This window comes from Idiomarina sp., from assembly GCF_048265525.1.
Classification (GTDB): Bacteria; Pseudomonadota; Gammaproteobacteria; order Enterobacterales; family Alteromonadaceae; genus Idiomarina.
This window is the reverse complement of record NZ_JBLXBI010000001.1, coordinates 833,255-858,748: the sequence shown is the minus strand read 5'-3', so window position 1 is coordinate 858,748 and position 25,494 is coordinate 833,255. Positions and strand designations below refer to the sequence as shown.

24 protein-coding genes are annotated in these 25,494 nt (G+C 45.6%); 18 read left to right on the top strand and 6 right to left on the bottom strand.

Going from position 1 to position 25,494, the window contains the following annotated elements:
- The first annotated feature begins 200 nt into the window (after positions 1-200).
- The 8 genes from sdhC (at position 201) to sucD (ending at position 10,080) form a co-directional block, all read left to right on the top strand.
- Positions 201-575: a succinate dehydrogenase, cytochrome b556 subunit gene (sdhC, locus tag ACN0TF_RS04170; protein ID WP_011234750.1), complete on the top strand. Its 375-nt coding sequence runs from the start codon at positions 201-203 to the stop codon at positions 573-575.
- Positions 569-916 (top strand): succinate dehydrogenase, hydrophobic membrane anchor protein, encoded by a 348-nt coding sequence (gene sdhD, locus ACN0TF_RS04165; RefSeq protein ID WP_011234749.1) that lies wholly within the window; start codon positions 569-571, stop codon positions 914-916. Before sdhC ends, sdhD begins: the two co-directional genes overlap by 7 nt.
- Positions 917-2,683 carry a succinate dehydrogenase flavoprotein subunit gene (gene sdhA, locus ACN0TF_RS04160; RefSeq protein ID WP_011234748.1) on the top strand — a complete coding sequence of 589 codons (1,767 nt, stop codon included), beginning with the start codon at positions 917-919 and terminating at the stop codon, positions 2,681-2,683.
- 13 nt (positions 2,684-2,696) lie between these two features.
- Complete coding sequence (locus ACN0TF_RS04155; RefSeq protein ID WP_417437852.1) at positions 2,697-3,410, top strand: succinate dehydrogenase iron-sulfur subunit; 714 nt, start codon at positions 2,697-2,699, stop codon at positions 3,408-3,410.
- Positions 3,411-3,521: 111 nt separating this feature from the next.
- Entirely contained in the window at positions 3,522-6,329 is a 2,808-nt protein-coding gene (locus ACN0TF_RS04150; protein ID WP_417440873.1) for a 2-oxoglutarate dehydrogenase E1 component, read from the top strand.
- A 13-nt stretch (positions 6,330-6,342) separates the two neighbouring features.
- Positions 6,343-7,905: a 2-oxoglutarate dehydrogenase complex dihydrolipoyllysine-residue succinyltransferase gene (gene odhB / locus ACN0TF_RS04145; RefSeq protein WP_417440872.1), complete on the top strand. Its 1,563-nt coding sequence runs from the start codon at positions 6,343-6,345 to the stop codon at positions 7,903-7,905.
- A 136-nt stretch (positions 7,906-8,041) separates the two neighbouring features.
- Positions 8,042-9,208, top strand: a complete 1,167-nt coding sequence (gene sucC / locus ACN0TF_RS04140) for an ADP-forming succinate--CoA ligase subunit beta (protein ID WP_011234744.1) — start codon at positions 8,042-8,044, stop codon at positions 9,206-9,208.
- Entirely contained in the window at positions 9,208-10,080 is an 873-nt protein-coding gene (sucD, locus tag ACN0TF_RS04135; protein WP_011234743.1) for a succinate--CoA ligase subunit alpha, read from the top strand. The genes sucC and sucD overlap by 1 nt, the downstream gene beginning before the upstream one ends.
- A gap of 267 nt (positions 10,081-10,347) precedes the next feature.
- Here sucD and ACN0TF_RS04130 read toward each other — a convergent pair whose 3' ends face one another.
- From ACN0TF_RS04130 to ACN0TF_RS04115, 4 genes are all read right to left on the bottom strand, one after another.
- Entirely contained in the window at positions 10,348-10,713 is a 366-nt protein-coding gene (locus ACN0TF_RS04130) for a hypothetical protein (RefSeq protein WP_417440871.1), read from the bottom strand.
- 125 nt (positions 10,714-10,838) lie between these two features.
- Positions 10,839-12,071, bottom strand: a complete 1,233-nt coding sequence (locus ACN0TF_RS04125; protein WP_417440870.1) for a PepSY-associated TM helix domain-containing protein — start codon at positions 12,069-12,071, stop codon at positions 10,839-10,841.
- A gap of 12 nt (positions 12,072-12,083) precedes the next feature.
- Positions 12,084-14,237, bottom strand: coding sequence for a TonB-dependent siderophore receptor (locus ACN0TF_RS04120; RefSeq protein ID WP_417440869.1), 2,154 nt, complete (start codon positions 14,235-14,237; stop codon positions 12,084-12,086).
- A gap of 334 nt (positions 14,238-14,571) precedes the next feature.
- Positions 14,572-14,748, bottom strand: coding sequence for a DUF6435 family protein (locus ACN0TF_RS04115; protein ID WP_153849213.1), 177 nt, complete (start codon positions 14,746-14,748; stop codon positions 14,572-14,574).
- 430 nt (positions 14,749-15,178) lie between these two features.
- Here ACN0TF_RS04115 and ACN0TF_RS04110 point away from each other — a divergent pair, with 430 nt between their 5' ends.
- Entirely contained in the window at positions 15,179-15,727 is a 549-nt protein-coding gene (locus ACN0TF_RS04110; protein ID WP_417440868.1) for a nucleotidyltransferase family protein, read from the top strand.
- Between the two features lie 62 nt (positions 15,728-15,789).
- Entirely contained in the window at positions 15,790-16,596 is an 807-nt protein-coding gene (locus tag ACN0TF_RS04105; RefSeq protein WP_417440867.1) for an alpha/beta fold hydrolase, read from the top strand.
- A gap of 93 nt (positions 16,597-16,689) precedes the next feature.
- Here the strand turns inward: ACN0TF_RS04105 and ACN0TF_RS04100 are convergent, their stop codons facing one another.
- Positions 16,690-17,928 carry a hypothetical protein gene (locus tag ACN0TF_RS04100; protein WP_417440866.1) on the bottom strand — a complete coding sequence of 413 codons (1,239 nt, stop codon included), beginning with the start codon at positions 17,926-17,928 and terminating at the stop codon, positions 16,690-16,692.
- Positions 17,929-18,227: 299 nt separating this feature from the next.
- Here ACN0TF_RS04100 and ACN0TF_RS04095 point away from each other — a divergent pair, with 299 nt between their 5' ends.
- From ACN0TF_RS04095 to ACN0TF_RS04080, 4 genes are all read left to right on the top strand, one after another.
- Complete coding sequence (locus ACN0TF_RS04095; protein ID WP_417440865.1) at positions 18,228-18,968, top strand: alpha/beta hydrolase; 741 nt, start codon at positions 18,228-18,230, stop codon at positions 18,966-18,968.
- On the top strand, positions 18,961-19,365 hold the full coding sequence (locus ACN0TF_RS04090) for a hypothetical protein (protein WP_417440864.1): 405 nt from the start codon (positions 18,961-18,963) through the stop codon (positions 19,363-19,365). The genes ACN0TF_RS04095 and ACN0TF_RS04090 overlap by 8 nt, the downstream gene beginning before the upstream one ends.
- 80 nt (positions 19,366-19,445) lie before the next feature.
- On the top strand, positions 19,446-20,429 hold the full coding sequence (locus tag ACN0TF_RS04085; RefSeq protein WP_417440863.1) for a S41 family peptidase: 984 nt from the start codon (positions 19,446-19,448) through the stop codon (positions 20,427-20,429).
- 233 nt (positions 20,430-20,662) lie between these two features.
- Positions 20,663-21,409 (top strand): hypothetical protein, encoded by a 747-nt coding sequence (locus ACN0TF_RS04080; protein WP_417440862.1) that lies wholly within the window; start codon positions 20,663-20,665, stop codon positions 21,407-21,409.
- A 244-nt stretch (positions 21,410-21,653) separates the two neighbouring features.
- Here ACN0TF_RS04080 and ACN0TF_RS04075 read toward each other — a convergent pair whose 3' ends face one another.
- A complete protein-coding gene (locus ACN0TF_RS04075; protein WP_417440861.1) occupies positions 21,654-22,823 on the bottom strand; it encodes a DEAD/DEAH box helicase in 1,170 nt (389 codons plus the stop codon).
- A gap of 396 nt (positions 22,824-23,219) precedes the next feature.
- Between ACN0TF_RS04075 and ACN0TF_RS04070 the strand changes: the two genes are divergently transcribed.
- The 4 genes from ACN0TF_RS04070 to ACN0TF_RS04055 all read left to right on the top strand — a co-directional run bounded on the left by ACN0TF_RS04070 (position 23,220) and on the right by ACN0TF_RS04055 (position 25,486).
- Positions 23,220-23,462 (top strand): hypothetical protein, encoded by a 243-nt coding sequence (locus ACN0TF_RS04070; RefSeq protein WP_417440860.1) that lies wholly within the window; start codon positions 23,220-23,222, stop codon positions 23,460-23,462.
- A 153-nt stretch (positions 23,463-23,615) separates the two neighbouring features.
- A complete protein-coding gene (locus ACN0TF_RS04065; RefSeq protein ID WP_417440859.1) occupies positions 23,616-24,128 on the top strand; it encodes a hypothetical protein in 513 nt (170 codons plus the stop codon).
- Positions 24,129-24,200: 72 nt separating this feature from the next.
- On the top strand, positions 24,201-24,530 hold the full coding sequence (locus ACN0TF_RS04060) for a hypothetical protein (protein WP_417440858.1): 330 nt from the start codon (positions 24,201-24,203) through the stop codon (positions 24,528-24,530).
- 443 nt (positions 24,531-24,973) lie between these two features.
- Positions 24,974-25,486 (top strand): CbrC family protein, encoded by a 513-nt coding sequence (locus tag ACN0TF_RS04055; RefSeq protein ID WP_417440857.1) that lies wholly within the window; start codon positions 24,974-24,976, stop codon positions 25,484-25,486.
- Positions 25,487-25,494 lie beyond the last annotated feature (8 nt).

Here is a 25,494-nt window from a genome sequence, read left to right as displayed (position 1 = left end):
AAAGATTACTCAGATTGAAGAATTATAACCTTAAGTTAGACTTTAGTAGTAAAGCGTATTTTAGTCAGCGTTCAAATCTGAGTTTGTCGTTGTAATTAATAGCTTGGCTAGATATACTTTGCGCCGTATTGGTGGCATGTTTCTGTGTCGCGCAAACGAAAATTGCATTTCTTTTGTGCTTTATTAAAAGGCAATCTATCGTGAAAAAAGAAAGACCTGTTAATTTAGACTTATCAACTATCAAGCTTCCTGCCGCTGCCAAAGCATCCATACTGCATCGTATTTCCGGTGTTGCTATGCTGTTCTCTCTGGCTTTTCTAATTTGGGCTTTTGCCGTGTCACTTAGTGGCCCTGAAGGCTTTGCTCAAATCGAGAGTATCATGACCAGCTTTATCGCTAAATTTATTGGCTGGGGTATTTTGACAGCGCTAGGATTTCACTTAATCATTGGTCTGCGTCACTTAGTAATGGACATGGGCTACTGGGAAGAACTCGATTCCGGAAGAATCAGCGCAATTGTCTCAATTGCTCTTTCTGTGATCTTTTCCGTATTAGTAGGAGTTTGGCTATGGTAACAGCAGCAGCTACTTTTGGTCGTAGCGGTTCTCATGACTTTATTTTATTGAGAGCCAGCGCGATTGTAATGGTTCTATATTCACTGTTCATGGCTGGGTTCTTCCTTTCTACGCCAGATGTAACTTATCAAGTGTGGAGTGGGTTGTTTGCCAACATTTGGATGAAAGTATTCACTATGCTGGCCTTGTCCTCTGTGCTAATTCACGGCTGGATTGGCATTTGGCAAGTATCAACAGACTACGTGAAAGCGTCCGGTCTCAGAGCTTTTATCCAACTGGTTTTCAGCGTTGGTCTGATCGCTGTTTGGCTCACTGGCTTATTCGTACTGTGGGGTGTTTAAGTGACTGTTAAAACTTTAGAATATGATGCAGTGGTGATTGGTGCTGGCGGTGCCGGCATGCGAGCAGCACTGCAAATTTCCCAAGAGGGATTGAGTTGCGCGTTGATGTCCAAAGTGTTTCCAACACGCTCTCACACAGTTTCTGCTCAGGGTGGTATTACCGTAGCACTAGGTAATGCGCATGAAGATAACTGGGAATGGCACATGTTCGATACCGTTAAAGGTTCGGACTATATTGGTGACCAGGACGCTATCGAATACATGTGTAAAGCTGGCCCTGAAGCTATTTTAGAAATGGAAAACCTAGGTTTACCATTTTCGCGTTTTGAAAACGGCAAAGTTTATCAACGTCCATTTGGTGGTCAGTCGAAGAACTTTGGTGGCGAGCAGGCCGCTCGTACTGCCGCTGCCGCTGACCGTACTGGTCACGCTTTACTGCATTTGCTTTATCAGCAAAACGTGAAGAAAAAGACCACCGTATTTTCAGAATGGTACGCGCTGGATATCGTTAAGAACCAAGACGGCGAAGTTTGTGGTGTAACCACCATGGATATCGAAAGCGGCGAAGTTTACTTTGTTAAAGCTAAGGCCGTTGTTCTTGCTACCGGCGGTGCTGGTCGTATTTATTCTTCAACGACCAATGCTCATATCAACACGGGTGACGGTATTGGTATGGCTCTGCGCGCAGGCGTTCCAGTACAAGATATGGAAATGTGGCAGTTCCACCCAACCGGTATTGCCGGAGCGGGCTCGCTTGTTACAGAAGGTTGTCGTGGTGAAGGCGGTTACCTGCTGAACAAAGACGGTGAACGCTTTATGGAGCGTTATGCGCCAAACGCGAAAGATTTGGCATCACGCGACGTTGTTTCACGCGCTATGATGACTGAAATCCGTGAAGGACGTGGTTGTGAAGGCCCATGGGGTACTCACCTTAAACTGAAACTGGATCACCTGGGTAAAGAAACCCTCGAGAGTCGTTTGCCGGGTGTTTGTGACTTATCACGTACATTCGCACACGTTGATCCGGTGAAAGAACCAATTCCGGTTATTCCTACCTGTCACTACATGATGGGCGGTATTCCGACGGATGTTAACGGACAAGTCCTGACTGTTGGTGACGATGGTCAGACATCTCATGTTAAAGGCCTGTTTGCTTGTGGTGAAATTGCTTGTGTATCTGTACACGGTGCTAACCGCTTAGGCGGTAACTCACTGCTTGACCTAGTGGTATTTGGTCGTTCAACCGGTATGCACCTGGGTGAAACTCTTGCGGCTAACGTAGAAGCCAGAGAAGCAAGTAGCGACGACATTGACGCTGCACTAGCGCGTTATAATCGTTGGGAAAACACCCAAAAAGGCGAAGATCCGGCACAAATTAAGAAAGACCTGCAGCAGTGCATGCAACTTAATTTCTCGGTTTTCCGCGAAGGCGATTCAATGAAAGAAGGGCTTGCTGAGCTGCGCGAAATTCGCGAACGCCTTAAGAACGCCCGTCTTGATGACACCTCTAAAGAGTTTAATACTCAGCGCGTCGAGTGCCTTGAGCTAGATAACTTGATGGAAACGGCTTACTCAACTGCAGTTGCTGCTAGCTTCCGTACAGAAAGCCGCGGTGCTCACAGCCGTGCAGACTACCCGGATCGTGATGATGAGAAGTGGTTAGTACACACTGTTTATCGTCCTGAAAAGGAAGATATGGTGACGCGGGAGGTCAATATGGCACCTAAACTGCGTGAAGCTTTCCCTCCGAAAGCTCGTACCTACTAAGTTGGAGGGTAATATGAAAAAGTACACATTTTCAATTTATCGTTACAATCCTGATGTCGACAACGCGCCTCACATGAAAGAGTACACGTTGGAGATGGAAGACAGTCAGGATTTGATGGTGCTAGAAGCATTGATCAAATTGAAAGAACAAGACCCATCGCTGGCGTTCCGCCGCTCGTGCCGTGAAGGTGTTTGTGGCTCCGATGGTATGAATATTAACGGTAAAAATGGTTTGGCATGTATCACTCACTTGTCTTCTTTGAAATCAGACAAAATTGTGATTCGTCCGCTACCAGGCTTGCCGGTCATTCGTGATTTGATTGTTGATATGAGCCAGTTCTATCAACAGTACGAGAAAATCAAACCGTACCTTATCAACGATGACAAAACGCCACCAGCGCGTGAACGACTACAGTCGCCGGAAGACCGTGCTAAGCTTGATGGTCTTTACGAATGTATTTTATGTGCATGTTGTTCATCTTCGTGCCCATCGTTCTGGTGGAACCCGGATAAATTTGTTGGACCTGCTGGTCTGCTGCACGCTTATCGTTTCTTAATTGATAGTCGTGACACAGCAACAGACGAGCGTTTGGACGAACTTGATGATGCCTTTAGTGTATTCCGTTGTCACGGAATCATGAACTGCGTTAACGTATGTCCAAAAGGGTTGAATCCAACAAAGGCTATTGGACACATCAAATCGATGCTTTTGAGTCGCGCTGTTTAACTCGTTAAATCGTCGCGCCAATTTGAACGGTTGATGTTGTGGATGGCCATCCCACAAAGGATGGCTATTTTTTTATAAAAACGGTTTATCTATTCAGGTGAAGGAAACGCAATGCAAGATGGTGTAATGCGTGAATGGTTAGAAACATCGCATCTAGCCGGTGGTAACGTTGCCTACATTGAACAAATGTTTGAGGCGTATCTGGATGATCCGACGGCAGTCAGTGATGAATGGCGTCAAATGTTCGATGCGTTGCCGAAGGATAATCACATTGTTGATACTAAACTCAGCGATGTCCGGGAGCAGTTTCGCCAGGCCGCTAAGAATAAGCTCAAGCAATCTCAAACAGGCAGCACGACTGCCGCAGATCAGAAGCAAGTTAAAGTTTTACAGCTCATCAATGCTTACCGATTCCGCGGCCATCAGCACGCCAACCTTGATCCTCTTGGTTTATGGAAACAGGAAACCGTTCCAGACCTTTCATTAAACTTCCACGATTTAAGCAAAGACGACTTAGAACGCGAGTTTAATGTGGGCTCTTTAGCTGTTGGCAAAGACACAATGAAGCTGAGTGATATTCACGAAGCACTGGAAAATATTTATTGTGGCTCTATTGGTGCCGAGTACATGCACATTGTTTCAACCGAGGAAAAACGCTGGATTCAGCAACGGTTGGAAGGTGTCCTTGGAAAACCCAAGTTTGAAAAAGAACAACAGACTAAAATTTTAAAAGAACTTATAGCCGCTGACGGAATGGAAAAGTATCTTGGGTCAAAATTCCCAGGTGCTAAGCGCTTTTCATTAGAAGGTGGCGACAGTCTGGTTCCGCTGTTAAAAGAACTCATTTCACGCTCTGGTGAGCAAGGTGCCAAGGAAGTTGTTATTGGTATGGCTCACCGTGGTCGTTTGAACGTTTTAGTCAACGTTCTGGGTAAAAAGCCACAGGACTTATTCGACGAGTTTGCCGGTAAGCATGACAGCAGTAAGGGCTCGGGTGATGTTAAGTATCACATGGGTTTCTCTTCTGACTATGCAACGCCAGGCGGCGATGTCCACCTTGCATTAGCATTTAACCCGTCGCACCTGGAAATAGTTAACCCGGTCGTTATGGGCTCGGTTCGTGCGCGCATGGATCGCCTGAAAGATCCTGAAGGCAAAAAAGTTCTGCCTATTACCATTCACGGTGACGCTGCTGTTGCTGGCCAGGGTGTGGTACAAGAAACGTTCAACATGTCGCAAACACGTGCTTACCGTGTTGGCGGTTCTATCCGCATAGTGGTGAATAACCAGGTTGGTTTCACTACCTCTAAACAGGAAGATGCGCGTTCTACTCAGTATTGCACTGACATTGCCAAGATGGTGCAGGCGCCAATTTTCCACGTTAATGCGGATGACCCTGAAGCCGTTGTTTTTGTCACTCAGTTAGCGCTTGATTACCGTAATGCATTCCAGCGCGACGTGGTTATTGATTTGGTTTGTTATCGTCGTCATGGACATAACGAAGCCGACGAGCCAAGTGCAACACAGCCGCTGATGTACGCAAAAGTTAAAAAGCAGCCCGTTGCCCGCGAGCTTTATGGTAAGCGTCTGATAGAGAAATCGATAGTTGATGAAGACACCGCTAAGCAGTGGATGTCTGACTATCGTGATGCGTTAGATAAAGGCGAAGTAGTGGTTGATGAACACCGTCCTATGCGTCAGCATTCTGTTGACTGGTCTCCCTATATAGGAAACGACTGGGACGTTGAGTACGACTACAAAATCTCAGCAGATAAGCTGAAAGAATTGGGTGAAAAAATCACTCAGTATCCGGAAGAAGACAAGCTGAATTCCCGAGTTGAAAAAGTTTATCAAGAACGTCTGAAAATGGCGAAAGGTGATAAACCAATGGACTGGGGTTTCGCTGAAACTTTGGCTTATGCCACCTTAGTTAACGATGGCACTCATATTCGTTTAACTGGTCAGGACAGCGGGCGTGGTACCTTTTTCCACCGTCACGCGGTTTTGCATAACCAGAAAGATGGTTCAACTTATATGCCACTGAACAACTTAGGTTCAGATCAAGGGCAAATGGAAATTTATGACTCGGTTTTATCGGAAGCCGCGGTTGTGGCTTTTGAATATGGTTATGCGACAGCTGAACCACAGTCGTTGGTTATGTGGGAAGCTCAGTTTGGCGATTTCGTAAACGGCGCCCAGGTGGTTATTGACCAGTTCTTAAGTTCTGGCGAGCAGAAATGGGGACGTTTATGTGGTTTAACCTTGTTATTGCCACATGGTTACGAAGGGCAGGGTCCTGAGCACAGTTCAGCCCGTCTGGAGCGTTTCCTGCAATTATCAGCTGATCACAACTGGTCAGTTTGTGTACCGACAACGCCTGCACAGGTTTTCCACATGATCCGTCGTCAGCACTTACGCCCGGTTCGCCGTCCGTTAGTTGTTATGACGCCTAAGTCATTGTTACGTCATCCGTTAGCGATATCAGAAATGGATGATTTAGCGGATCATGGATTCCAGAACGCGATTGGTGAAATCGATGATCTGAATCCGAAAAAAGTAAAACGCGTGGTATTCTGCTCAGGTAAAGTTTACTACGATTTACTGAAAGAACGCCGCGAGCGTGAACAAGAAGATGTTGCCATTATTCGTATCGAACAGCTGTATCCGTTCCCTGCGGAAGAAGTGGCAGAAATTATGAAAGATTATCAGCACGTTAAAGATTTTGTCTGGTGTCAGGAAGAGCCTCAGAACCAGGGTGCGTGGTATAGCAGCCAACATCACTTCTGGGCCGCAATTCCGAAAGGAGCTCAGTTGTCTTATCGTGGTCGTAGTGCGTCAGCCGCACCGGCGGTCGGATACATTTCAGAGCACAACAAGCAGCAGCAAAACCTTGTTGACGAAGCGCTAACCATTAAATAGGTGAAGATGAACCATGGCGATTGATATTAAAGTTCCTCAATTACCCGAGTCTGTTGCAGATGCAACAATTGCAACATGGCACGTAAAACCTGGCGATAAAGTGTCTCGCGACCAGAATCTGGTTGACATCGAAACCGACAAGGTAGTGCTGGAAGTGGTTGCGGAAGCAGACGGTGTTTTGGGCGAAATTACTGCCGAAGAAGGCACTACCGTAACAGCTGAAGAAGTTATCGGAAAAATTGAAGAAGGTGACGGCGCGTCGGCATCTGACGATAAATCAGAAGATAAAGACTCAGGCGACGACAAGAAGTCAGAGAAAAAAGAATCTGATTCTTCAGAAGACAAAGGTTCTGACAAAAAAGGTTCCGGCGAGAAGATGGAAGTTAAAGTTCCTCAACTGCCAGAATCTGTTTCTGATGCCACTGTTTCTACCTGGCACGTTAAAGCCGGTGATGCGGTAAAACGCGACCAGAACCTGGTTGATATTGAAACCGATAAAGTGGTTTTGGAAGTCGTTGCTCCGGCTGATGGCGTTTTAGCTGAAATTAAACACGAAGAAGGCGCGACAGTCGGTGCTGATGACGTTATCGGTATTGTAGAAGCTGGTGGGTCTGCCGGCAGTAGTTCAAGCAAGTCTGATGAGAACAAATCCGAATCTTCTTCAGAAAGCAAGGACGATGACGGTGACAACGAAGTAGCGGGTCCAGCGGTTCGTCGTTTACTTGGTGAACACGGCCTTAAGCCAAGTGATGTTAAAGGCACTGGTAAGGGCGGTCGCGTCACTAAAGAAGACGTGGAAAAACACGTAAAAGCACAGTCTTCTAAGTCTTCGGACAGCAGCAAACAGCAGTCTTCACAGCCTGAGGTTTCAGGTGACCGTGAGCAGAAGCGTGTACCTATGACACGTCTGCGTAAGCGTATAGCCGAGCGTCTGTTGCAAGCTAAGAACGACACGGCCATGTTGACCACGTTTAACGAAATCAACATGAAGCCAATTATGGACTTGCGTAAGAAATACAAAGACGTGTTCGAAGAAACTCACGGCACGCGTCTTGGTTTCATGGGCTTCTACGTAAAAGCAGTAACTGAAGCACTGAAACGTTTCCCAGATGTAAACGCATCCATTGATGGCGACGATATTGTTTACCACAATTTCTTCGATATCAGCATCGCGGTATCAACGCCTCGTGGTCTGGTAACCCCAGTTCTGCGTGACACAGACCGCCTAAGCATTGCGGATATGGAAAACGGTATTCGTGACCTGGCTATTAAAGGCCGCGACGGTAAGTTGACTATGGATGAAATGCAGGGTGGTAACTTCACCATCACTAACGGTGGCGTATTTGGTTCACTGCTTTCAACGCCAATTTTGAACCCACCACAAAGCGCTATTCTGGGTATGCATAAAATCCAGGAGCGGGCGATGGTGGTAGACGGTAAGATCGAAATCTTACCGATGATGTACCTGGCTCTTTCTTATGACCATCGAATCATTGATGGTAAACAATCGGTAGGTTTCCTGGTTACCGTGAAAGAGTTATTAGAAGATCCTCAACGTCTTATCCTGGATATCTAAAGACGCTGAGAACCAGCCGCAATGCAATTTAGCTTGCGGCTGTTAATTATGCGCCGAGCAGGTTAAAATTCGGCGCGGTATTCGGGTAGGCAGCACTTTAGCTGCTTAAGTTGTTTCAACGAATCGGAAGAGCATCATGAATTTGCATGAGTATCAGGGTAAACAACTCTTTAAAGAGTTTGGTTTGCCAGTATCTGAAGGTTATGCCTGCGACACTGCTGATGAAGCGGTAGAAGCGGCAAAACGTATTGGTGGCGACATTTGGGTTGTCAAATGTCAGGTTCACGCTGGTGGCCGCGGTAAAGCGGGTGGCGTGAAATTAGTGAAAAGTTTAGACGACGTTCGCGCATTCGCTGAGCAGTGGTTAGGTAAAAACTTAGTAACTTTCCAGACCGACGAGAAAGGTCAGCCGGTTGCTAAGATTTTAGTTGAAAGCTGCACTGACATTGCAGACGAGCTTTACTTAGGTGCAGTTGTTGACCGTGCTTCACGCAAAATCGTGTTCATGGCATCAACCGAAGGCGGCGTAGAAATTGAAACCGTTGCTGAAGAAACACCTGAGAAAATCTTGAAAGCTGAAATTGACCCTACGGTTGGCGCGCAGCCATACCAAGGTCGCGAGCTAGGCTTTAAACTGGGTCTGACTCCAGACCAGGTTAAGCAGTTCACTAAGGTCTTCATGGGCCTGGCGAAAATGTTCGAACAGTACGACTTAGCACTGTTAGAAATTAACCCATTGGTTATTACTGACGAAGGCAACGTTCACTGTCTGGATGCGAAAGTTGGCATCGACAGCAACGCATTGTACCGTCAGCCTAAAATCCGTGAAATGCACGATCCGTCACAAGACGACGCTCGTGAAGCAGAAGCGGCTAAATGGGAACTGAACTACGTAGCACTAGATGGCAACATTGGTTGCATGGTTAACGGTGCTGGTTTGGCGATGGGTACTATGGACATCGTTAAACTGAGTGGCGGCGAACCAGCTAACTTCCTTGACGTTGGTGGCGGCGCGACAAAAGAACGTGTTTCTGAAGCGTTCAAAATTATCCTGTCAGACAGCTCTGTTAAAGCCGTATTAGTTAACATCTTCGGTGGTATCGTACGTTGCGATATGATTGCTGAAGGTATTATCGGCGCTGTTGAAGAAGTGGGTGTTAAAGTTCCAGTTATTGTTCGCCTTGAAGGTAACAACGCTGAACTGGGTACCCAGAAATTGAACGAAAGTGGCCTGAACATTATCGCTGCAGAGAGCTTATCTGATGCTGCCGATAAAGTGGTTGCTGCGGCAGGAGGTCAATAATGAGCATTTTGATCGATAAAAATACCAAAGTTATCTGCCAGGGCTTTACTGGCGGTCAGGGTACTTTCCACTCTGAACAAGCTATTGCTTACGGTACGCAAATGGTTGGCGGTGTTACACCTGGTAAAGGTGGTCAAGAGCACTTAGGTCTGCCTGTATTCAATACTGTAAGAGAAGCTGTAGAAGCAACTGGCGCAACTGCTTCAGTTATCTACGTACCAGCTCCTTTCTGTAAAGATTCAATCATCGAAGCAGCAGACGCTGGTATCGAACTGATTGTTTGTATTACTGAAGGCATTCCTACACTGGATATGCTGTACGTTAAAGAATATCTGACGCACAAAGGCGTGCGCATGATCGGTCCAAACTGCCCGGGTGTTATCACTCCGGACGAGTGCAAAATCGGTATCATGCCTGGTCACATCCACAAGAAAGGTAAAGTGGGTATTGTGTCACGTTCAGGTACATTAACGTACGAAGCGGTTAAGCAGACTACTGACGCTGGTTTTGGTCAGTCTAGCTGTGTTGGTATCGGTGGCGACCCTATCCCGGGTTCTAACTTCATCGATATTCTGGAACTGTTTGAAAAAGATCCAGAAACCGAAGCTATCGTAATGATTGGTGAAATCGGCGGAACGGCGGAAGAAGAAGCGGCAGAGTACATTAAAAACAATGTATCTAAGCCGGTTGTTTCTTACATTGCTGGTGTTACTGCTCCTCCTGGCAAACGTATGGGCCACGCTGGTGCCATCATTGCCGGCGGTAAAGGTACTGCTGACGAGAAATTTGCTGCACTTGAAGCAGCAGGCGTTAAAACTGTACGCAGCCTGGCCGATATCGGCAAAGCTGTAGCAGAGAAAACTGGCTGGTAATAACGGCCAACGCTTAAACAAAACCCGGCCTTCGTGCCGGGTTTTTTGTTGCTGGCTTTGAGTAAGGTCGAAATAGCAGGTCGCCGGTTGGATGTTGTAGCCTCACCATGTCGGAGACGCTACGAGCACGTCCGTGTGCGCTTGTCTCAGGCCATCCTTGGCCTTCGACACCCCGACATGGTGAGGCTACAACATCTGGCACCAGCTCTCAGCTATTTCGCCTTTCTGGCTCAGCAACAAACACAGCACCAACTCTTTTTCTGGGGATTAAATTAGTACAGAATTAAATAGGAGAGCGGGCATAAAAAAGCTGAAGGAGAGGGCCATTGAACCCGTGAGTACAAGCGCGGCGCAGCAGAATGTTGCCTGGGTAATAAACACAGATGGTTTGGTCGACGCGCTTTGCGTGAACGACAAATAAGCTGTAAAGAGTTTAGCTTCTAGTTCGCTGTATTTAGCCTGGAGCCACAGCAAAGTGGGTTTGAGGTACAAAAGTAAAAATGCGAAAGCGACTTCAATGCCACCAAATTGAACCAGCATGGCAAACTCGGGAGCAAGCAGTGCTAAAGCCATTAGAACAACGCCAGCTACCGCCTTTTGTAAAAAGGTTAAATCTTCCCACTTTTTCTTCATAAAATCCCTTTAATAAACAGCCTACTATGGCTGGAATCCTTATCTGATAATTATTTTAAGTTACACTAAACTTTGTGCGTTGTACAGATTGCGACCATTTGTAGTTTTGGTGTTAAGGAATAAATTTACTCTGAGTAGTTAGAGTTTTTGGTTTTAAGCTGTTCAAGCTGCGGCGAAATTGACGTGGAGGTGTTGCTGTATTCGTCGAAGACAGCTGTAGTGTAGATGAGTGCTACAACGCTTAGTACAAGCGATAAACTGCCGGTAATTCCGAGCCATTTGGCGGTGTTTGGGTCGCGCTTTTGAGTCCGCAGATAGTGCATTCTCATTCCACCAGCGACTAATGCCACTAGCATGAGCCCAAAGAAGGCGTATATAAGTTTTACGGGTAGTCCGGAGAAGTCACCAAAGTGGAGTGGGTCGGCTGTATCAGAAATTCTGGCAACAATACCTAAATTGCCGGCGTACTGAGTTCCTGCAACCTCTCCGGTAACTGGGTCAAGATATACTCGATTAGCGCGGTCACGCACCAGTATTGAACCATTTTGTCCGGTAAAGGACATGGGCTGGTTGTATTGGTGCGGATAGTAGAATCGGGTAATGTCCATATCTGGTCGGTCGGCTTGCGCAATACTAACGAGTTCAGTGAGTGAAAGCGCGGTTTGTTGCTGTTGCGCTTCGGTATGCTCAACTGTTGGTGCTGTCGGGTAATGCTCAATGTCAAAATTGAACATCATATGTTCGGCTAAATACCATATTCCCGTAATTGTAATAGTAGCGATGAACCACCAACTCCAAAGCCCTATCCATTTGTGCCAAGAGGACCACTCCGTTCGTTTTTTCCAACTGAGCTTACCGGGTTTCGCGAGAAATCCGCGCCACCATTTGCGGTAAACATAAAAGCTGGAAACAAGCGAAATAAGAAGCAGGAGGCTGGTGAGGGTAACAATGTATTTACCGACGCCACCCATAGACAAATACATGTGAATATCGCGTAAGTAGCGTGAAACTTGCCCCCAGCCACCTTCTCCCAGCAATTTTCCGCTGGCTGCATCGAAATAAACAAAGCGAAAGCCATTTGGGGTCATTAAACGGACTTCGCCGGCGAGGTAGTTTTGCGAGTGCACCTGCGCCCCTAAAATATGGCTCTCAGGGTATTTTTCGCTCAGATTAGACTCTAGCTCTTTCCAGGCTACCGGGCCTTCACGTTCTTCTAAAGCCCGGTATTTTTCGTCACTAAGGTATTGAATTTCGTAACTCAAAGTAGCTAAAACGCCAGTGATACAAATGAGCAGCAGAAGCCCCGCAAAGGCGAAGCCAGCCCAGGAATGAAATTTGAACCACTGGCGGTTAGTCATTGAGCAAAGTCCTTAAAAACGATATTTAACCGATGCGTAAATGCGACGAGGCTCGCCCGGGAAGTGACCGGTACGGGTTAAGAAGCCGCTTGACGCATATTCCTTATCAAATAAGTTTTTGATATTAACCTGAACTAACCACTGGTTAAATTCAGTTTGCCAGCTGACATCAAACACTGTGTAGGGTTTAACTCGTTGAGCGGGGTTCGAAAAGCTTATTTGCTCGCTCACGTAATCCATACCACCGCTGATAGAGGAGTTCAGTGCAGGCAAGTCATAGCGCGTCCATACACCCATTTGGTGCATAGGAGCGTTTGCGAACTGGTCACCGACTGCGTTGGTAATACCCTGGCCAGGTACGGTTTCTACCACTTTTGCGTCGTTGTACGCATAGTTAGCATTAATGACCCATTGGTCGGTAATGTCGCCCAGCACATCAATTTCAAACCCACGGCTGCGCACTTTGCCTACGTTGCCTAAAACATTGCGACCGTCTTCGCTGACTTCACCGGTTGCCTGCAAAATGTTTTCGCGGTTTATCTCATAAACCGCGGTGCCGACGCGAATGCTGTCGTTAATCAATGACCAACGGGCGCCCAACTCAGTAATATCCGATTGTTCCGGCTCAAAAGGACCGCCAACCTCTGGCTCTTGATCCCCGGCCGATTGCGGTGAGAACCCGGTACCGTATAACGCATAAGCCCGAACCCAGTCGGCAAATTCATAGGTTCCACCAATACGGTAGGTTAAGTCACTGTCATCAAAATCTGCTGCATTGGTCTCGTCCTCAAACTGGTCGTAACGCAAACCCAGTAACAGGTTCGCTTTTTCGTTAAACGCAATTTGATCCTGAAGGTAAAAGCCGTCGCGCTGAGTTTTGGTAACTCTCGGGGTCGCATTCTCCAATGCGGTGGAGTAGGGGCCCGAGGTTAGTCCGTACACTGGGTTATGGATCTCTAAATTGGGAACTTCGCCAGGGTTTGCGTTGTTGCCAATAAAGGTGTTGTCTGCCGTATAACTTTCGGCTCCCATTAACACAGTATGTTCCAGACCTGAAATATTGAGTTCACCAATTAAGTTACCTGTAACACTGGTGGCTTCGTTTTCACGATACTGATTACGGAATTGTCGTTGACTGTAAACCGCCTCTCTCGGGTCGTCCACAGGATTTAAATCGGCATCAAGCAGGCCGCGAGGCTCATGGTAATTCTGACGCTCGGTGTTTTCATAGTGACGAATGGTTAAATCGCCGCGCCAGTTAAGCGAGAAGTCGTGATTAATACGGGCCTGATAAACGGTAGCTTCTAATCTTTGGAAGTCGCTGGCTTCGTTATGGTTCCATTTACGGTCGGTGACAAAGTTACCGTCGTTATCAACCGGCACGCCGCGAAGGCGAGCGCCCTGGTAATCTTGCTCGTAGTCGGTTAGTTGAAGAATGATCTCGCTGTCGCTTCCTACATCAAAAGCGTAACCTAAATCGAGTATTTTATTAGTTTGTTCGGTGTTATAGCGAAACGGTTTTTCGTTGTCGTAATAGTAACCGGCACGGTAACGCTGAGAAGCATCTTCTGTTAGCGGGCCGCTTAATTCAACAGAACCGCGCTTATAGTCGTAATTTCCGAGTCCCAGTTCAATGGAACGCTCCGTTGTTGCTGTTGGCTTTTTAGTCACGTAGTTAATAACGCCGCCGGGCTGACCGCTACCGAACATGGCACCACTAGGCCCTTTTAATACCTGAATTTGTCCAATGTTGAACAGCTGAGGAACCGCGAATCCGTTAAAGGGGTCACCACGAACACCGTCATAAAAAATGTCATCCTGACGGAAACCGCGGAAGGTAATAGTTGAGTAACTGAACGAATTCACACCACTGATACTGCGGTACAAATCGGTTATTTGGCGGGCGGCCTGATCTTTCATCAGTTCTTCGGTCAGCACCTGAACGCTTTGTGGAATTTCTTCAATGGGCGTATTCGTGCGTGTGGCGACACTGCTTGAGTCCTGACGGTAGAGCGTTTGAGCCCGGCCTTTAACGTTAATGTGCTCTATGTTTTCTTGAGCGCTAGTTGAGTCTGATTCGTTTGTTGTTTGTGTTTCTTGTGCCAGCAGTGGTGTGCTTGTCATACCGGCCAGAGTCAGTGCGATAAAGCATTTTGTCAGTTTCATTGATACCCCCGTGAAATGTCGGAGGAGGATCATAAATGAGAATGATTTGCGTTTCAATGTAAAGGTGAAATAAGTTTTCAGTTTATTTGTATACAGGTGGAATACGAGCTTTAGAGTGTGTTGATGATGGTCTTGGTCAAAAACGTTCCCTAGCCGCAGCTAGGGAACAAATTTGCACTTCCAGGGAGAGGAAAAGCAAAGACCTGTATAAGCAACACTTAAGAGTGCTTAAGTAATTGCGCGATAGATCATAATGAGAATTATTACTGTTTGCAAGTTTGTTTTGAGGTTTTCGAGAAAGTGGGTTGCCAGTTAGCAACCCAAAACCGCAAGCTTACTTATTCTGGCTTTCCAGTGCCTGAATTTTATTCCAGAGTTCGTCTGCTTGCTGACTGATATGCGAACTATCGCGAATGTTTCCGTTACGTTGCATTTCCATGGCTTTTTCTTGCAGTTGCTTTAGTTCTTTGCGCATTTTCTTCGTAGGGTCTGACTTAAAAAGTCCAAACATTAATGACTGCCTCAAATTATTAAATGTATTTAGCAGTACGATAAAATCTGGTGAAAAGTTTATTTGTCGTTTAGGGATTTGAACTTTAGGCGAGTCCATACAAAGGTGGTTATCGGAATCAATACCAAAATACCTAAGCCAAAAAATAGCCAACTGGTATTAGCCGCCCAGGCATTCGGGCAAGTCGGTCGTTTACTTATGCTGCTTCTATAGCCTGAATGGCTTCTTTCGCGGCTAGTCGAGCAAGGTGTATTAAGAGTCGGTACTGGGGAGCCGTTCGTGGGTATGTGTTTGAATTGCGGTTTTAATTCGTTTAATGTCAGTTACATAACTAAATTAAAATTAGCGTTATTAGTGTTTTGTAGAATGTCGTGAGTAATTGAGCGAGTTACTAAGTACGTGTGCACAATATATAAATATCAGGCATCCAATGGACTACGAAGAACAGCTCAAAAAATGGATAAAAGAAGACTCGGAACGCATGAAGGCACTTTATTTGGCTGCTGAACTGCGCCTGCCGGACTGGTGTCTCGCTGCAGGCTTTGTCCGCAACCTCGCTTGGGACAAGATGCATGATTTTTCATCTGCAACGCCGCTTAACGATATAGATTTAATCTACTTCGATCCGAAAGATATCGCCAAGGCTAGAGATCGCGGTATAGAAGAGAAGCTCAGCGGCATATCTGATTTTCCCTGGTCGGTAAAGAATCAAACGAGAATGCATGAGCGGAACTTGGATAAACCATATACGTCAGCCTCAAATGCTATGAGTTATTGGATTGAAGTTGAAACAGCTGTCGGAGCTACGTTGGATGACAATGGGGAGGTCGCCATTGTCGCCCCTTTTGGCGTCGAGTCTTTATTTAATTACTCCATTACGCTGAATAACAAGAGACCTAAGCCAGTTGATTTTAGAAAGCGCATAGCTGAAAAAAGATGGCTGGAAATTTGGCAGAAACTAACGGTGAAAAGTGCTTAACCAAGCGCTGCATCTAACAATCCCGTGAGTGCGGCATTAGCACTCCGCAGTAAGGAAACACTGTGCAAAAACTAATAGGTATTTTTCTTTTCATCTTTCTGAGTGCTCAGGCAGGTGCATCATCCATGATAGAAGTGGATGGCGGTCGTATCGAATATGAGATAAAAGCAGGTGGTGACACAGTCGTTCTGTTTGATGCGGGTGCGTTGTCAGGAATGGCCGGCTGGGACTCAATTTGGAGTGATTTGCCAGAGGAAATAACCGCCGTACGGTTTTCCCGGCTGGGTGAGGGTAACTCCGCCCCCTGCACAGGACAGCGGAGTATTTCAGACTACGTGAATGAAGTTGACCAGTTGCTTACCAAGTTGAATATAGACAGACCTTTCGTTTATGTGAGTCACTCTCTTGGTGGAGTAACAGCGAGAAACTTTGCGGCTAAACATAAGGGCGACGTTGCGGCTTTACTTATGATTGATCCTGCAAACCCTCGCGATGTTGATATCGTCACAGAGCTAAATCCTTCAGGCGGACAATATGAAATCGATGCAATCAAAAAGAACGATTACGCGATGGGCGAGGGGAAATGGTGCTTTTTGGATGTGATTTGGGATAAATCCGAGGCTATAGGTTTTTCAGAGATTGGTGATATACCTGTCACCTTGATAGCAGGTGTTAAGGTGGCAGAACAACCGTCAAACGCATTTGAGACAGCGCGAGGTCGTGAACTGTGGGGACAATATCAAAGCGAGTGGGTGAATCAATTCCCTCAAGGTGAAGCGATTCTGAGAGAGAATAGTGGCCATTTTGTTCAGGTCGATGAGCCTGAGCTTGTGCTGAATGAGTTAAATAAGCTTTTAGGTAAACTATAAATGCCTAAAAGCTCATTCGATGGCCACTTCTGATATTGCCGAAATCATCAATATGAGAGAGTCTGCGGCTTTCTTAGTAAAAGCTAAAGTCAGTTATAACGAGATGCGATCTTTTAGCTTTAAATCGCCGCATTCTGTTCGGCCGCTTGTTTTCCAGCATAGATTCACGAATGGCTCATCACTGCTTAATAACGCGCGCAGCTCATCAAAGTTGTCTTCAGTTATTTTTTTGCCGTTAATTTCATTTATTATCGCTGGTGCAGTAATGCCAAGTTCTGCTGCATGAGAATTTTCTGCTACCTGTTCTATGAGACCTCCCATCCGGTGTGGTTCCATTACCAAGCCACTGCGGTCGATATAGGTTTGATTACTAAACAGCTTATTTTTTACGAGCGTAATAGTGCCTTCTTCGTAATTAAAATGGACGTCAAATTTCCGAAGCAGCCCGCTGCCTATTAAACCAACTCCGTGAGAGTCTTTAAAATGCGGTAAATCATGTGCCGCTACATTCTGAAATTCTGCATCGCCCAGTCCCAAAAAGTCGATGCGACTCGTTTTAAATACCTGTTTGCCGTCAAAGTTTTGTGTTTTCGTTTCAAAATATTCCGCTGGAAACTCTATGCCATCTGCCAATTTTTCATTCAAATAAACATAGTCAGGGGCGCCTGTGTCTACGACAAAAGCATATTTTGTTCTAACTCCGTCTCTATTTTTCATTGTGGCATCAATGTAGGGAATTCTGCCATGAATCGACAATGGTAAAGTAATGCTGTTTTCGTTGCTGAACGCACTTTTCGTGTCTTTTTGAGAAAACTGTAGCGACTGTTCCGCGAAAAGAACCGTTATATTGAAGTGATTCAGTAAGTCGTAGCCAATTGCGCCGTCAAAATAAGCTGTGTCATAGTCGTTAAAGAGCGGGTTTTGCTCAATAGGAACGTGAATAAAAGTCAATTCTGAAAGCTCTAGCTCCCCAATTCGGATAACCCCATTATTAACCACGTTGACTTGCCGGCCCTGAAGATCAAGCTGTCTTTCCACATCTAACGGCAGTTTTTGAGTTCGGGGAGTATCAAAAATAACGGTCGCAGCGGCAGCTGAATCAAAAGCGAGCCGTAAAGACTCCGTATCATTAACATCTACTTCAATAATGATATGGCCGTCATGCCAAATGAAGGGGACTTTGAAGCTTTCTTCTTTACTTAACCACGTTTGCGACGCCAGAGCATTGCCGCTTTGTAAGTTTATGATCCCCTTGGCAGAGCAACTAGCCGTTAATAATGCGACGGTTACCACTGCAATCAATTTAGCGAAAACGGTGTAGTGTTTAATCAAGATATATACTCCCAATGAATGTTTGGGCTATAGTAGCTCGGCTAGCCTATATGTTATTGAACGATATTGCGATTATATGAATAAAGTGACATGAGCCTTTTTAAAAAATGCTTTGGCACAACCCCGAAAACCTGGGCTAACTTAAGTCAGTGATGTTCAAAAATGAGGTCGTTTTATTTATGGTTGCACTGAAAAACTTAGGAAGCTGCTTTAAGACTAGTACCCTGCGATAAGCAGACATAGATTTTAAATCGTAGTACAGTTAAAGAACACGAAATCAAATCGTAAAGGACTATAATTTGAAACTCCTCATATTACTCGCAGGCTTATTGTTCAGCTCATTTAGCTTTGCCAACAACACGATTTACGATGAGTCCAGAGACAGAAATATTCCTATACAAATTTCATATCCCACCTCTGAAGAACAGTGTAGTGAAGCTCAAAAATGTTCGGTAGCATTTCTTAGTGCTGGTTACGGAGTTTCGCATACCAAGTACAGTTTTTTATCTAAGCAGCTAAACCAGTTGGGTTATATGGTTGTGGCTATTGGCCATGAGCTAGAGAGCGATCCGCCGCTGTCTGTATCGGGTGATCTTTATGAAACCAGAAGCGAAAACTGGAGCAGGGGCGCTAAAACGCTGGATTTCGTTAAGCACAACCTCGAGCCAACTTACCCGAAATACAATTTTAATGACTTGCTGCTGATTGGCCACTCAAACGGCGGCGATATCTCGTCCTGGCTTGCGAATGAAAGCAAGGATTACATAGAAACTGTTATTACGATTGACCACCGGCGCGTTCCGCTTCCCCGCAATAAGGATATTGGTGTGCTCTCAATTCGCGGCAGCGATTACCCTGCAGACGACGGGGTGTTGCCGTCACAGCAAGAGAGTGAGAAATACGGTATATGCGTTAAGAAAATACCAGAATCCCGGCATAACGATATGACGGACTACGGGCCTGCGTGGCTTAAAGACGAAATTAACAGCGCTGTGGAGAGCTATGTGAAAGGACGGGGGGTGAGAAACGTTAATGGTTGATGCGGCCAAAAAACAAGCCTTTCAGACTGCAAAAATCACAATTACGGCAATAATGTTGTGTGTGTTCTGCTGGCTTTTTTTTACTAACCCTGACTCGACAACAAATACTCAGCTCGTTGTAGCCGATGCGTTCGTTACGTCCCAGGCAAATGACGACACTGCTGTCTCGGCTTCACTATACTCAAGCGCAAGTCAATTTGAGCATCATAAACAGTCGGCAAATTGGCAATTCGAGCGCATTGATGAAACTAAGTTCAGCGTTGCCGTTGCTAATAGTTATTTACTCACCGAACCTATTCTTGTCGACTGGTTTTTAATAAAACCATCAAGTCGTTTTCGCCTGTCCGGGTGGAAAGACGTTGGTATACAATTCAAAATCAAGAACGCCTTTATCTGAATCCGTTAGTTCCTACACGAATAACAATTATTGGACTGGTTTAAGCCAGCCCTTACTAATGGATTTTTAAAGGTAAACTCATGAAAAGTATTTTACTGAAACCGTGCAGATTTATTGCTCTGCTATTTTTGCTTATTTCTCTGCTGTCCAAATCGGAGCTATCTCAGGCCGATGAGATCAACCTGTCGTCAGAACATGTTCGTCAGCTGATGACTAAAACGTTCGATGTTATGCAGGCCAATTACATAGAACCGGAAGTGGTTCCCGAGCTAAAACAGCTATTTCTTAACAAGCTGGAGTTGGGGCAGTACGATTCGCTGACGTCTCTGGAGGACTTCGCGCACGTACTGGGACAAGATTTACGAGCGGTTACAGGCGACAACCACCTTAGTTTGTATACCGTTAACCCAGACGAAGAAATTACCCATATATTGACCCATAAAGAAGGGAAGTTAACCAATAACTATGGGGTCGAGGAAGTGCGTTACCTGAGCGGTAACATTGGCTATTTGAAGTTTAATAAGTTTTCGCCGGACAAGCAGGCTAGGGACGCCGTTGACGCAGCTTTTAACTTTCTTGGCCAGAGCGACGGTATCATTATTGACTTGCGAGATACCGTTGGCGGCTCGCCCGATTTAGTTCAGTACATGCTGAGCTATTTTCTGCCCGACGAAACGCCCCTTTGGTATGTGCTGAATTCTTCAAACGAGAAGACAGCAGAGATTTCAGCATCTGATACCGCAGCTCACCACAGTTTTCGCGGTGACTTTCCGGTTTGGATATTAACCAGTCGCAATACAGCTAGCGCTTCTGAAATTTTCGCCGGTGTCTTGCAGGCTAATTCAAAGGCCGTACTGGTTGGTGACATCACCGCCAGCGCCGGCTTTTATGTCGGAGTACGCCGAATTACCGACATGCTTGCGTTTCGTATTTCACTATTCAAGCCGATAATAACGGCAACCGGGAAAAACTGGGAGCGCACCGGAATTAATCCGGATATTGAAGTACCGGCTATGGATGCTTTAGACCGTGCTCATGAGTTAAGTAGCAAAGCCACTCGTTAAAAACTTGGATTGCTAACCGCTTTATTTGAACGGGTACTTTATACGGGGAAGGCTCTAAACTTGAGAGCCACTCCGTATTCTTCGATGTTTCCGCATGGCACATACCTGTATGAATTGAAGCCTGACATTCGTTAATCGTTCTTCAGGTTTACAACTTACTTAGTGCTATTATTGTCGACAAAATATCGGATATAATCTTTATTTATTTCGAAAACCTCATATTTGTAGGTATATTGTCGACAAATCAACTTTCATCGAGCGCTATGCTTTTCAAGTTCTTTGGTACTTTAAACTCAATTTTGATTGTGGTCAGCTTGGTTGGTGTTTTCTCACAGGTGCGAACTGTTTGGGCGCGAAAGAGGGACTGTGAGACCGGAGCAACTGAAGTCCTTTCTCTCAATAAGTTCTTCGTTAGTTTTTTGGCTTATTACTCATTTTTTGTTTACGGCATGTCTATCGAGCCTTTTAACCACTTCATTGTCTGGCCGAGGCTGGCTGCTGCTCTTTTAGTAGCTGTCCTTTTGTATGAAATATGGTTCGACCGAAAAGCAATAATCCCTCTAACTTTATTTATTTTAGCCGCGCTTCTGCTTGTTTCAGGTATTGTTTTTGGTCTGGTGGCTGGCACATACGAAGATAATGGACGTCAGTTAATGACTGCAATGATTGTTGTGATTACGGCCTTTCTTGCTCAAGGTTACATTCATCAAGTTATGCAGGTATTGAAATTAGGAGATACCGGCGCACTGGATATTAAAATGAGTCAGTTCATTCTGTTGATGGATGTATCGACAATCGCATTCGCATTTACTATGGGACTTGAAAACGGCTGGCCGTTATTGCTGCTGGCAATAGTGAGCGCCTGTACCAAGCTCGTTATTCTATATCTGTTTCGATGGACTCGAACGAGCTTAGCAGCGGAGAAAAAACGTCAGGCTGCTCGTCAAGCAAGTATCGGTAGTTACCAGAGCGTTTTATAAAGGCTTTTGAATTGACCGCCAGCTATATGCAATTAGTTTATAAAGGTTGTGGCTACGTCTCTATACAATCAGAGTCGGATCTAACACGCGTGACGGAGCGTGTTGCCCAAGCTGTCAATAAGCTGAAGGGTTGTGGGGTTTAAAAACTAGCCACATTAAAATGGACGAGCTAACCTAACTCAGTGGGTTTCCCGGACTTCGCTAGTCCCTTATCGGGACTTAGCTTTTCGCTTTTTGGGGGAATTTAGTCTTTAGTCAGAGCCGTCGTCGTTCCGTTAAGTTCGACGTCGGCGAAACCTTCCAGATTACGCTGCTCAATCGGCTGGCCAATCAGTTTTTCAATAGCTTTCAGGAAAGTAAAGTCTTCGTCGGTGACCAAAGATATGGCATGACCAACCTGGCCAGCACGACCGGTGCGGCCAATGCGATGCACATAGTCTTCAACAACTTGTGGTAAGTCATAATTGATAACGTACGGCAGCTTTTCAATATCGATTCCCCGCGCGACAATATCGGTTGCGATAAGCACTTGAACCTTGCCACTTTTAAATTCAGCCAACGCTCTGGTGCGGGCACCCTGGCTTTTCGCGCTGTGAATAGCGGCGGCAGAGAAACCGGCTTTATCCAGTTGCTTAACTAACCTATTAGCGCCTTGTTTGGTGCGGGAAAACACAAGCACTTGCGGCTCGTTAAGGCTGTGCAGTAGTCGTAGTAGCATGCGCAGCTTTTCGCTTTTCTGTACCGCATACATTGTTTGTTCAATAGGCTCGGCAGTAGCGTTGGGTGGTGCTACGGAAATTTCTACCGGTTTGTTTAGCAGGCCTTTAGCCAGGGTGCGAATATCATCTGAAAAGGTCGCTGAGAACATAAGTGTCTGGCGCTTAGCCGGCAGTAACTTAATAATTTTCTTAATGTCATGAATAAAGCCCATATCGAGCATTCGGTCGGCTTCATCAAGTACCAACATTTCTAACTTCGGGAAGCGAACAGCGTTTTGTTTGTACAAGTCGAGCAGACGGCCGGGTGTGGCGACCAGAATATCCACGCCTTTGCGAAGCTTCATCATCTGCGGATTAATTTTCACACCACCAAACACCACCGCGTAATTCAGCGGCATACCCGCGCTTAAGTTAGCAACACTTTCACTCACCTGAGCCGCTAATTCTCGAGTAGGCGTAAGAATGAGCGCGCGTGCTGTGTTTGCCTTTGCGCGCTCGTTACTTTTGAGTATGTCTAAAATTGGCAAAGTAAAGCTTGCGGTTTTACCTGTGCCGGTTTGCGCTGCTGCCATTACGTCCTTACCAGCAAGGATCGGCGGAATCGCTTGCTCCTGAATGGGTGTTGGTTCTGTATAACCTTGACGCGTAAGAGCGGCAAGTGTTTCAGGGCAAAGTCCGAGGTCAGAAAAAGTCATGTAGTCGTGTGCAGTTTCAGGTGTTTAGGGTGTGTATTGTACTTTAGAAGGGGGTTGTTTGGTATAGCGCATCGCCGCTTGCTAAGGCAAACCAATTGAGTGATTTGCGATGTGGCTTTTGGCAAATACGTCTGGCGTCATTCATTGCGCACATTTGTCGGAGGTATTGCACGATTTGGTATTGTTTTACGAAATTAACTCGTTTATCGTCAAAGATATAACAAGAAATTAAAGTTTGATATTGTGTGTTTACCAGCACGAAAGTGAGTGTGCTCGGATTGTTTTTCCAAGCTTATTTGATCTTTGATTCATAATATTAATTTTACCAGTGAGTTAAAGGTTTTCGAGGTACTGTTTGGGGCGTTACAAAATGCGCATGCGCAGTATAGAAATGTTATGCGGCGGGTATCAGAATGGCTCTGGTCGTCAGGTGATTTCCAGTACAAGTTCGGTTTAGGCGAGGTAGCAATCACATTGGCCAACAGTACACAGTTAAGAGCGGAATACGCCGAACGCTCATGGGATTATGAGTTACCTGACCATTTAGAGCAGGCACTAGAGGATGACTATGTTCAAAACAGTCATTTGTATTCGGAGAAGACGTTCAAGTACATCCATATGCTCTCCACCTGGGAGTAACGTCAGAAAAACTTTTTAAACTGGTGAGAAAATGTGCGGAAATTTCGTGAAAACCTGCAACTCGCATAACCAATGCAGGCACGGCGACGCCCATTACATTGGGCCTTCGGCTCCATTTCATGGGCGCGCATGCTGCAGGCGTTAAAGGTCACGATGGATACGTCTGAACACTGCAAAGAAGTCTACGCATACTTTGGCCTCGCAATGTATCGAGCACAATGTGTTGAGCAATCAATAGTTCAGTTACTCATTTTCTATGATTTTTTTAAGGAGAACGTGCCTAAGTTTGAAAGTCGTGAGAAATGGGAGGCAGATTTTGACCGATTTGATGGCGTATTGTCGAAGAAAACTATGGGCCGCCTACTGGGTGCAATAAAAGAAATGGGTGTACTCGATAGCGATATTGAAAATACACTTTCACTAGCGTTGCAAAAAAGAAACTGGTTAGCTCATGCCTATTTTGTTGATCGTGCTTTGGATTTTATAAACGAAGCTGGAAGAAACAAGATGATAAATGAACTTGAAGATGCTATTAAGTTATTTAATTCAGTTGAAGACATTTTGAATCCGATTTCTAAATCTGCTGCAATTAAGTACGGTTTAACTGACGAGATCTTGGAAAAGCTTAAAAATGAAATGTATGAGTCTGCGAAAGGTGACCTTTAACAAGGCCAGTCAGCATCGCTCCCTTTGGTCGCTGTACCTCAAACCCGCTGCTGGCTGCGTTAAGTGAATGCAATGACCACCACTCAAGTTTCAATTATCGCTAGCTTTAGTAGAGAGTCTGGAGAACTCGAACTGCATCTGCGCTCACACTTGTGTGGGGCATCCGAGTCTTCTGAATTATGGGTTGGCTCGAAAACTGAGAAGTATATGCTGGTTTCTCCCGATAGCTACTACAACGATGCATTGAGAGAGCGCCGTAATAGCGGAAACATGGTGGCAACATGGGATAAAAAGGAGCACGTCATCTTGGTGGGACAGGTTTGGTCGCCTAGCGTGCCGGTACCTCCGTCGTCAGTAATCCTTGTGGCATCCGCAATCGAGGCTGAAGTCAGTGTCACTTAACAAAGAGCTGCACGCGGGAACATATTACGGAGAGCTTGGCGTTAGTGGGCAAGTTCTTGAGTGAGCTCAGCAATAGAACCAAGAAGATAATTCACGATTTATACAAGTCGCGTGAGGCTCTTGAGGTATGCGACATGCTGGAAACTGAGTGTGGCACAGAGGCATCATATTGTAGTGGTTGGTCCCCGGAGCAGATGGAAAGAATACATTTCGCCATATTAAAGCTAGCAAAAGATAACTCTATGGATCTAGACTCGGCAATACAGTTAGCACAGCGAGATTGTCGGGATCTGCTCATGTCCGTTGGGTTTGGAAATGACACCAAGGCACATGAAATATGGGCTAAAGAAAATGCCCACTAACAAAGCCATTAAATTCGCTCCCTCCTGTCGCCGAACCTCGTTTCACTTGGCTGTTTATGGTGGGGGTTATGAGTAAAGCATATGGAATTTGAATTTTTTAGATATCCTGAAAAATTTGCTTATAAAGTAGATAAACCGAAACCATGCTCTGTGTGTGGCAAGGTTGATCTTTGCTTTGATGTTGGTGGCTATGCTGGTATCAACGATATCGATTGTATCTGCACAGATTGTTTAAAGGCTGGTGCATTAATCGAGCTTGGAATCGAACCAAACATGAACTTTGACGATGGCTCTAAAGCTGCAGAAACTATTACATATAAAACACCGGCATTGCCTACATGGCAAGATATCGGTTGGCCGATGGTGGCTGGTGAGTTTCCGGTTTTCGATTGCATCGCGTCAGCTGAGGATTTCAGTGACAAAACTGAGTTTCTCAATGCATTTATTGAAGAAGCTCAAAAGATAGAAGATATTGAGTGGTTATGGGATCGCCTGCCTAAAAAGAAACTCAAACACTACAGTGAAGGTGGTGATATCTCGGTGTATTTATTCACCTTGAAAGGAAAGAAATACTGGATATGGGACGCCAACTAGAGCTCATA

What these genes read in the sequence shown, in the direction of transcription:
- sdhD (WP_011234749.1), top strand. Translation starts at nt 569, where the DNA reads ATGGTAACAGCAGCAGCTACTTTTGGTCGTAGCGGTTCTCATGACTTT.
- ACN0TF_RS04155 (WP_417437852.1), top strand. Translation starts at nt 2,697, where the DNA reads ATGAAAAAGTACACATTTTCAATTTATCGTTACAATCCTGATGTCGAC.
- ACN0TF_RS04150 (WP_417440873.1), top strand. Translation starts at nt 3,522, where the DNA reads ATGCAAGATGGTGTAATGCGTGAATGGTTAGAAACATCGCATCTAGCC.
- odhB (WP_417440872.1), top strand. Translation starts at nt 6,343, where the DNA reads ATGGCGATTGATATTAAAGTTCCTCAATTACCCGAGTCTGTTGCAGAT.
- sucC (WP_011234744.1), top strand. Translation starts at nt 8,042, where the DNA reads ATGAATTTGCATGAGTATCAGGGTAAACAACTCTTTAAAGAGTTTGGT.
- sucD (WP_011234743.1), top strand. Translation starts at nt 9,208, where the DNA reads ATGAGCATTTTGATCGATAAAAATACCAAAGTTATCTGCCAGGGCTTT.
- ACN0TF_RS04130 (WP_417440871.1), bottom strand. Translation starts at nt 10,713, where the DNA reads ATGAAGAAAAAGTGGGAAGATTTAACCTTTTTACAAAAGGCGGTAGCT.
- ACN0TF_RS04125 (WP_417440870.1), bottom strand. Translation starts at nt 12,071, where the DNA reads ATGACTAACCGCCAGTGGTTCAAATTTCATTCCTGGGCTGGCTTCGCC.
- ACN0TF_RS04120 (WP_417440869.1), bottom strand. Translation starts at nt 14,237, where the DNA reads ATGAAACTGACAAAATGCTTTATCGCACTGACTCTGGCCGGTATGACA.
- ACN0TF_RS04115 (WP_153849213.1), bottom strand. Translation starts at nt 14,748, where the DNA reads ATGTTTGGACTTTTTAAGTCAGACCCTACGAAGAAAATGCGCAAAGAA.
- ACN0TF_RS04110 (WP_417440868.1), top strand. Translation starts at nt 15,179, where the DNA reads ATGGACTACGAAGAACAGCTCAAAAAATGGATAAAAGAAGACTCGGAA.
- ACN0TF_RS04090 (WP_417440864.1), top strand. Translation starts at nt 18,961, where the DNA reads ATGGTTGATGCGGCCAAAAAACAAGCCTTTCAGACTGCAAAAATCACA.
- ACN0TF_RS04085 (WP_417440863.1), top strand. Translation starts at nt 19,446, where the DNA reads ATGAAAAGTATTTTACTGAAACCGTGCAGATTTATTGCTCTGCTATTT.
- ACN0TF_RS04075 (WP_417440861.1), bottom strand. Translation starts at nt 22,823, where the DNA reads ATGACTTTTTCTGACCTCGGACTTTGCCCTGAAACACTTGCCGCTCTT.
- ACN0TF_RS04070 (WP_417440860.1), top strand. Translation starts at nt 23,220, where the DNA reads ATGCGGCGGGTATCAGAATGGCTCTGGTCGTCAGGTGATTTCCAGTAC.
- ACN0TF_RS04065 (WP_417440859.1), top strand. Translation starts at nt 23,616, where the DNA reads ATGGATACGTCTGAACACTGCAAAGAAGTCTACGCATACTTTGGCCTC.
- ACN0TF_RS04060 (WP_417440858.1), top strand. Translation starts at nt 24,201, where the DNA reads ATGACCACCACTCAAGTTTCAATTATCGCTAGCTTTAGTAGAGAGTCT.
- ACN0TF_RS04055 (WP_417440857.1), top strand. Translation starts at nt 24,974, where the DNA reads ATGGAATTTGAATTTTTTAGATATCCTGAAAAATTTGCTTATAAAGTA.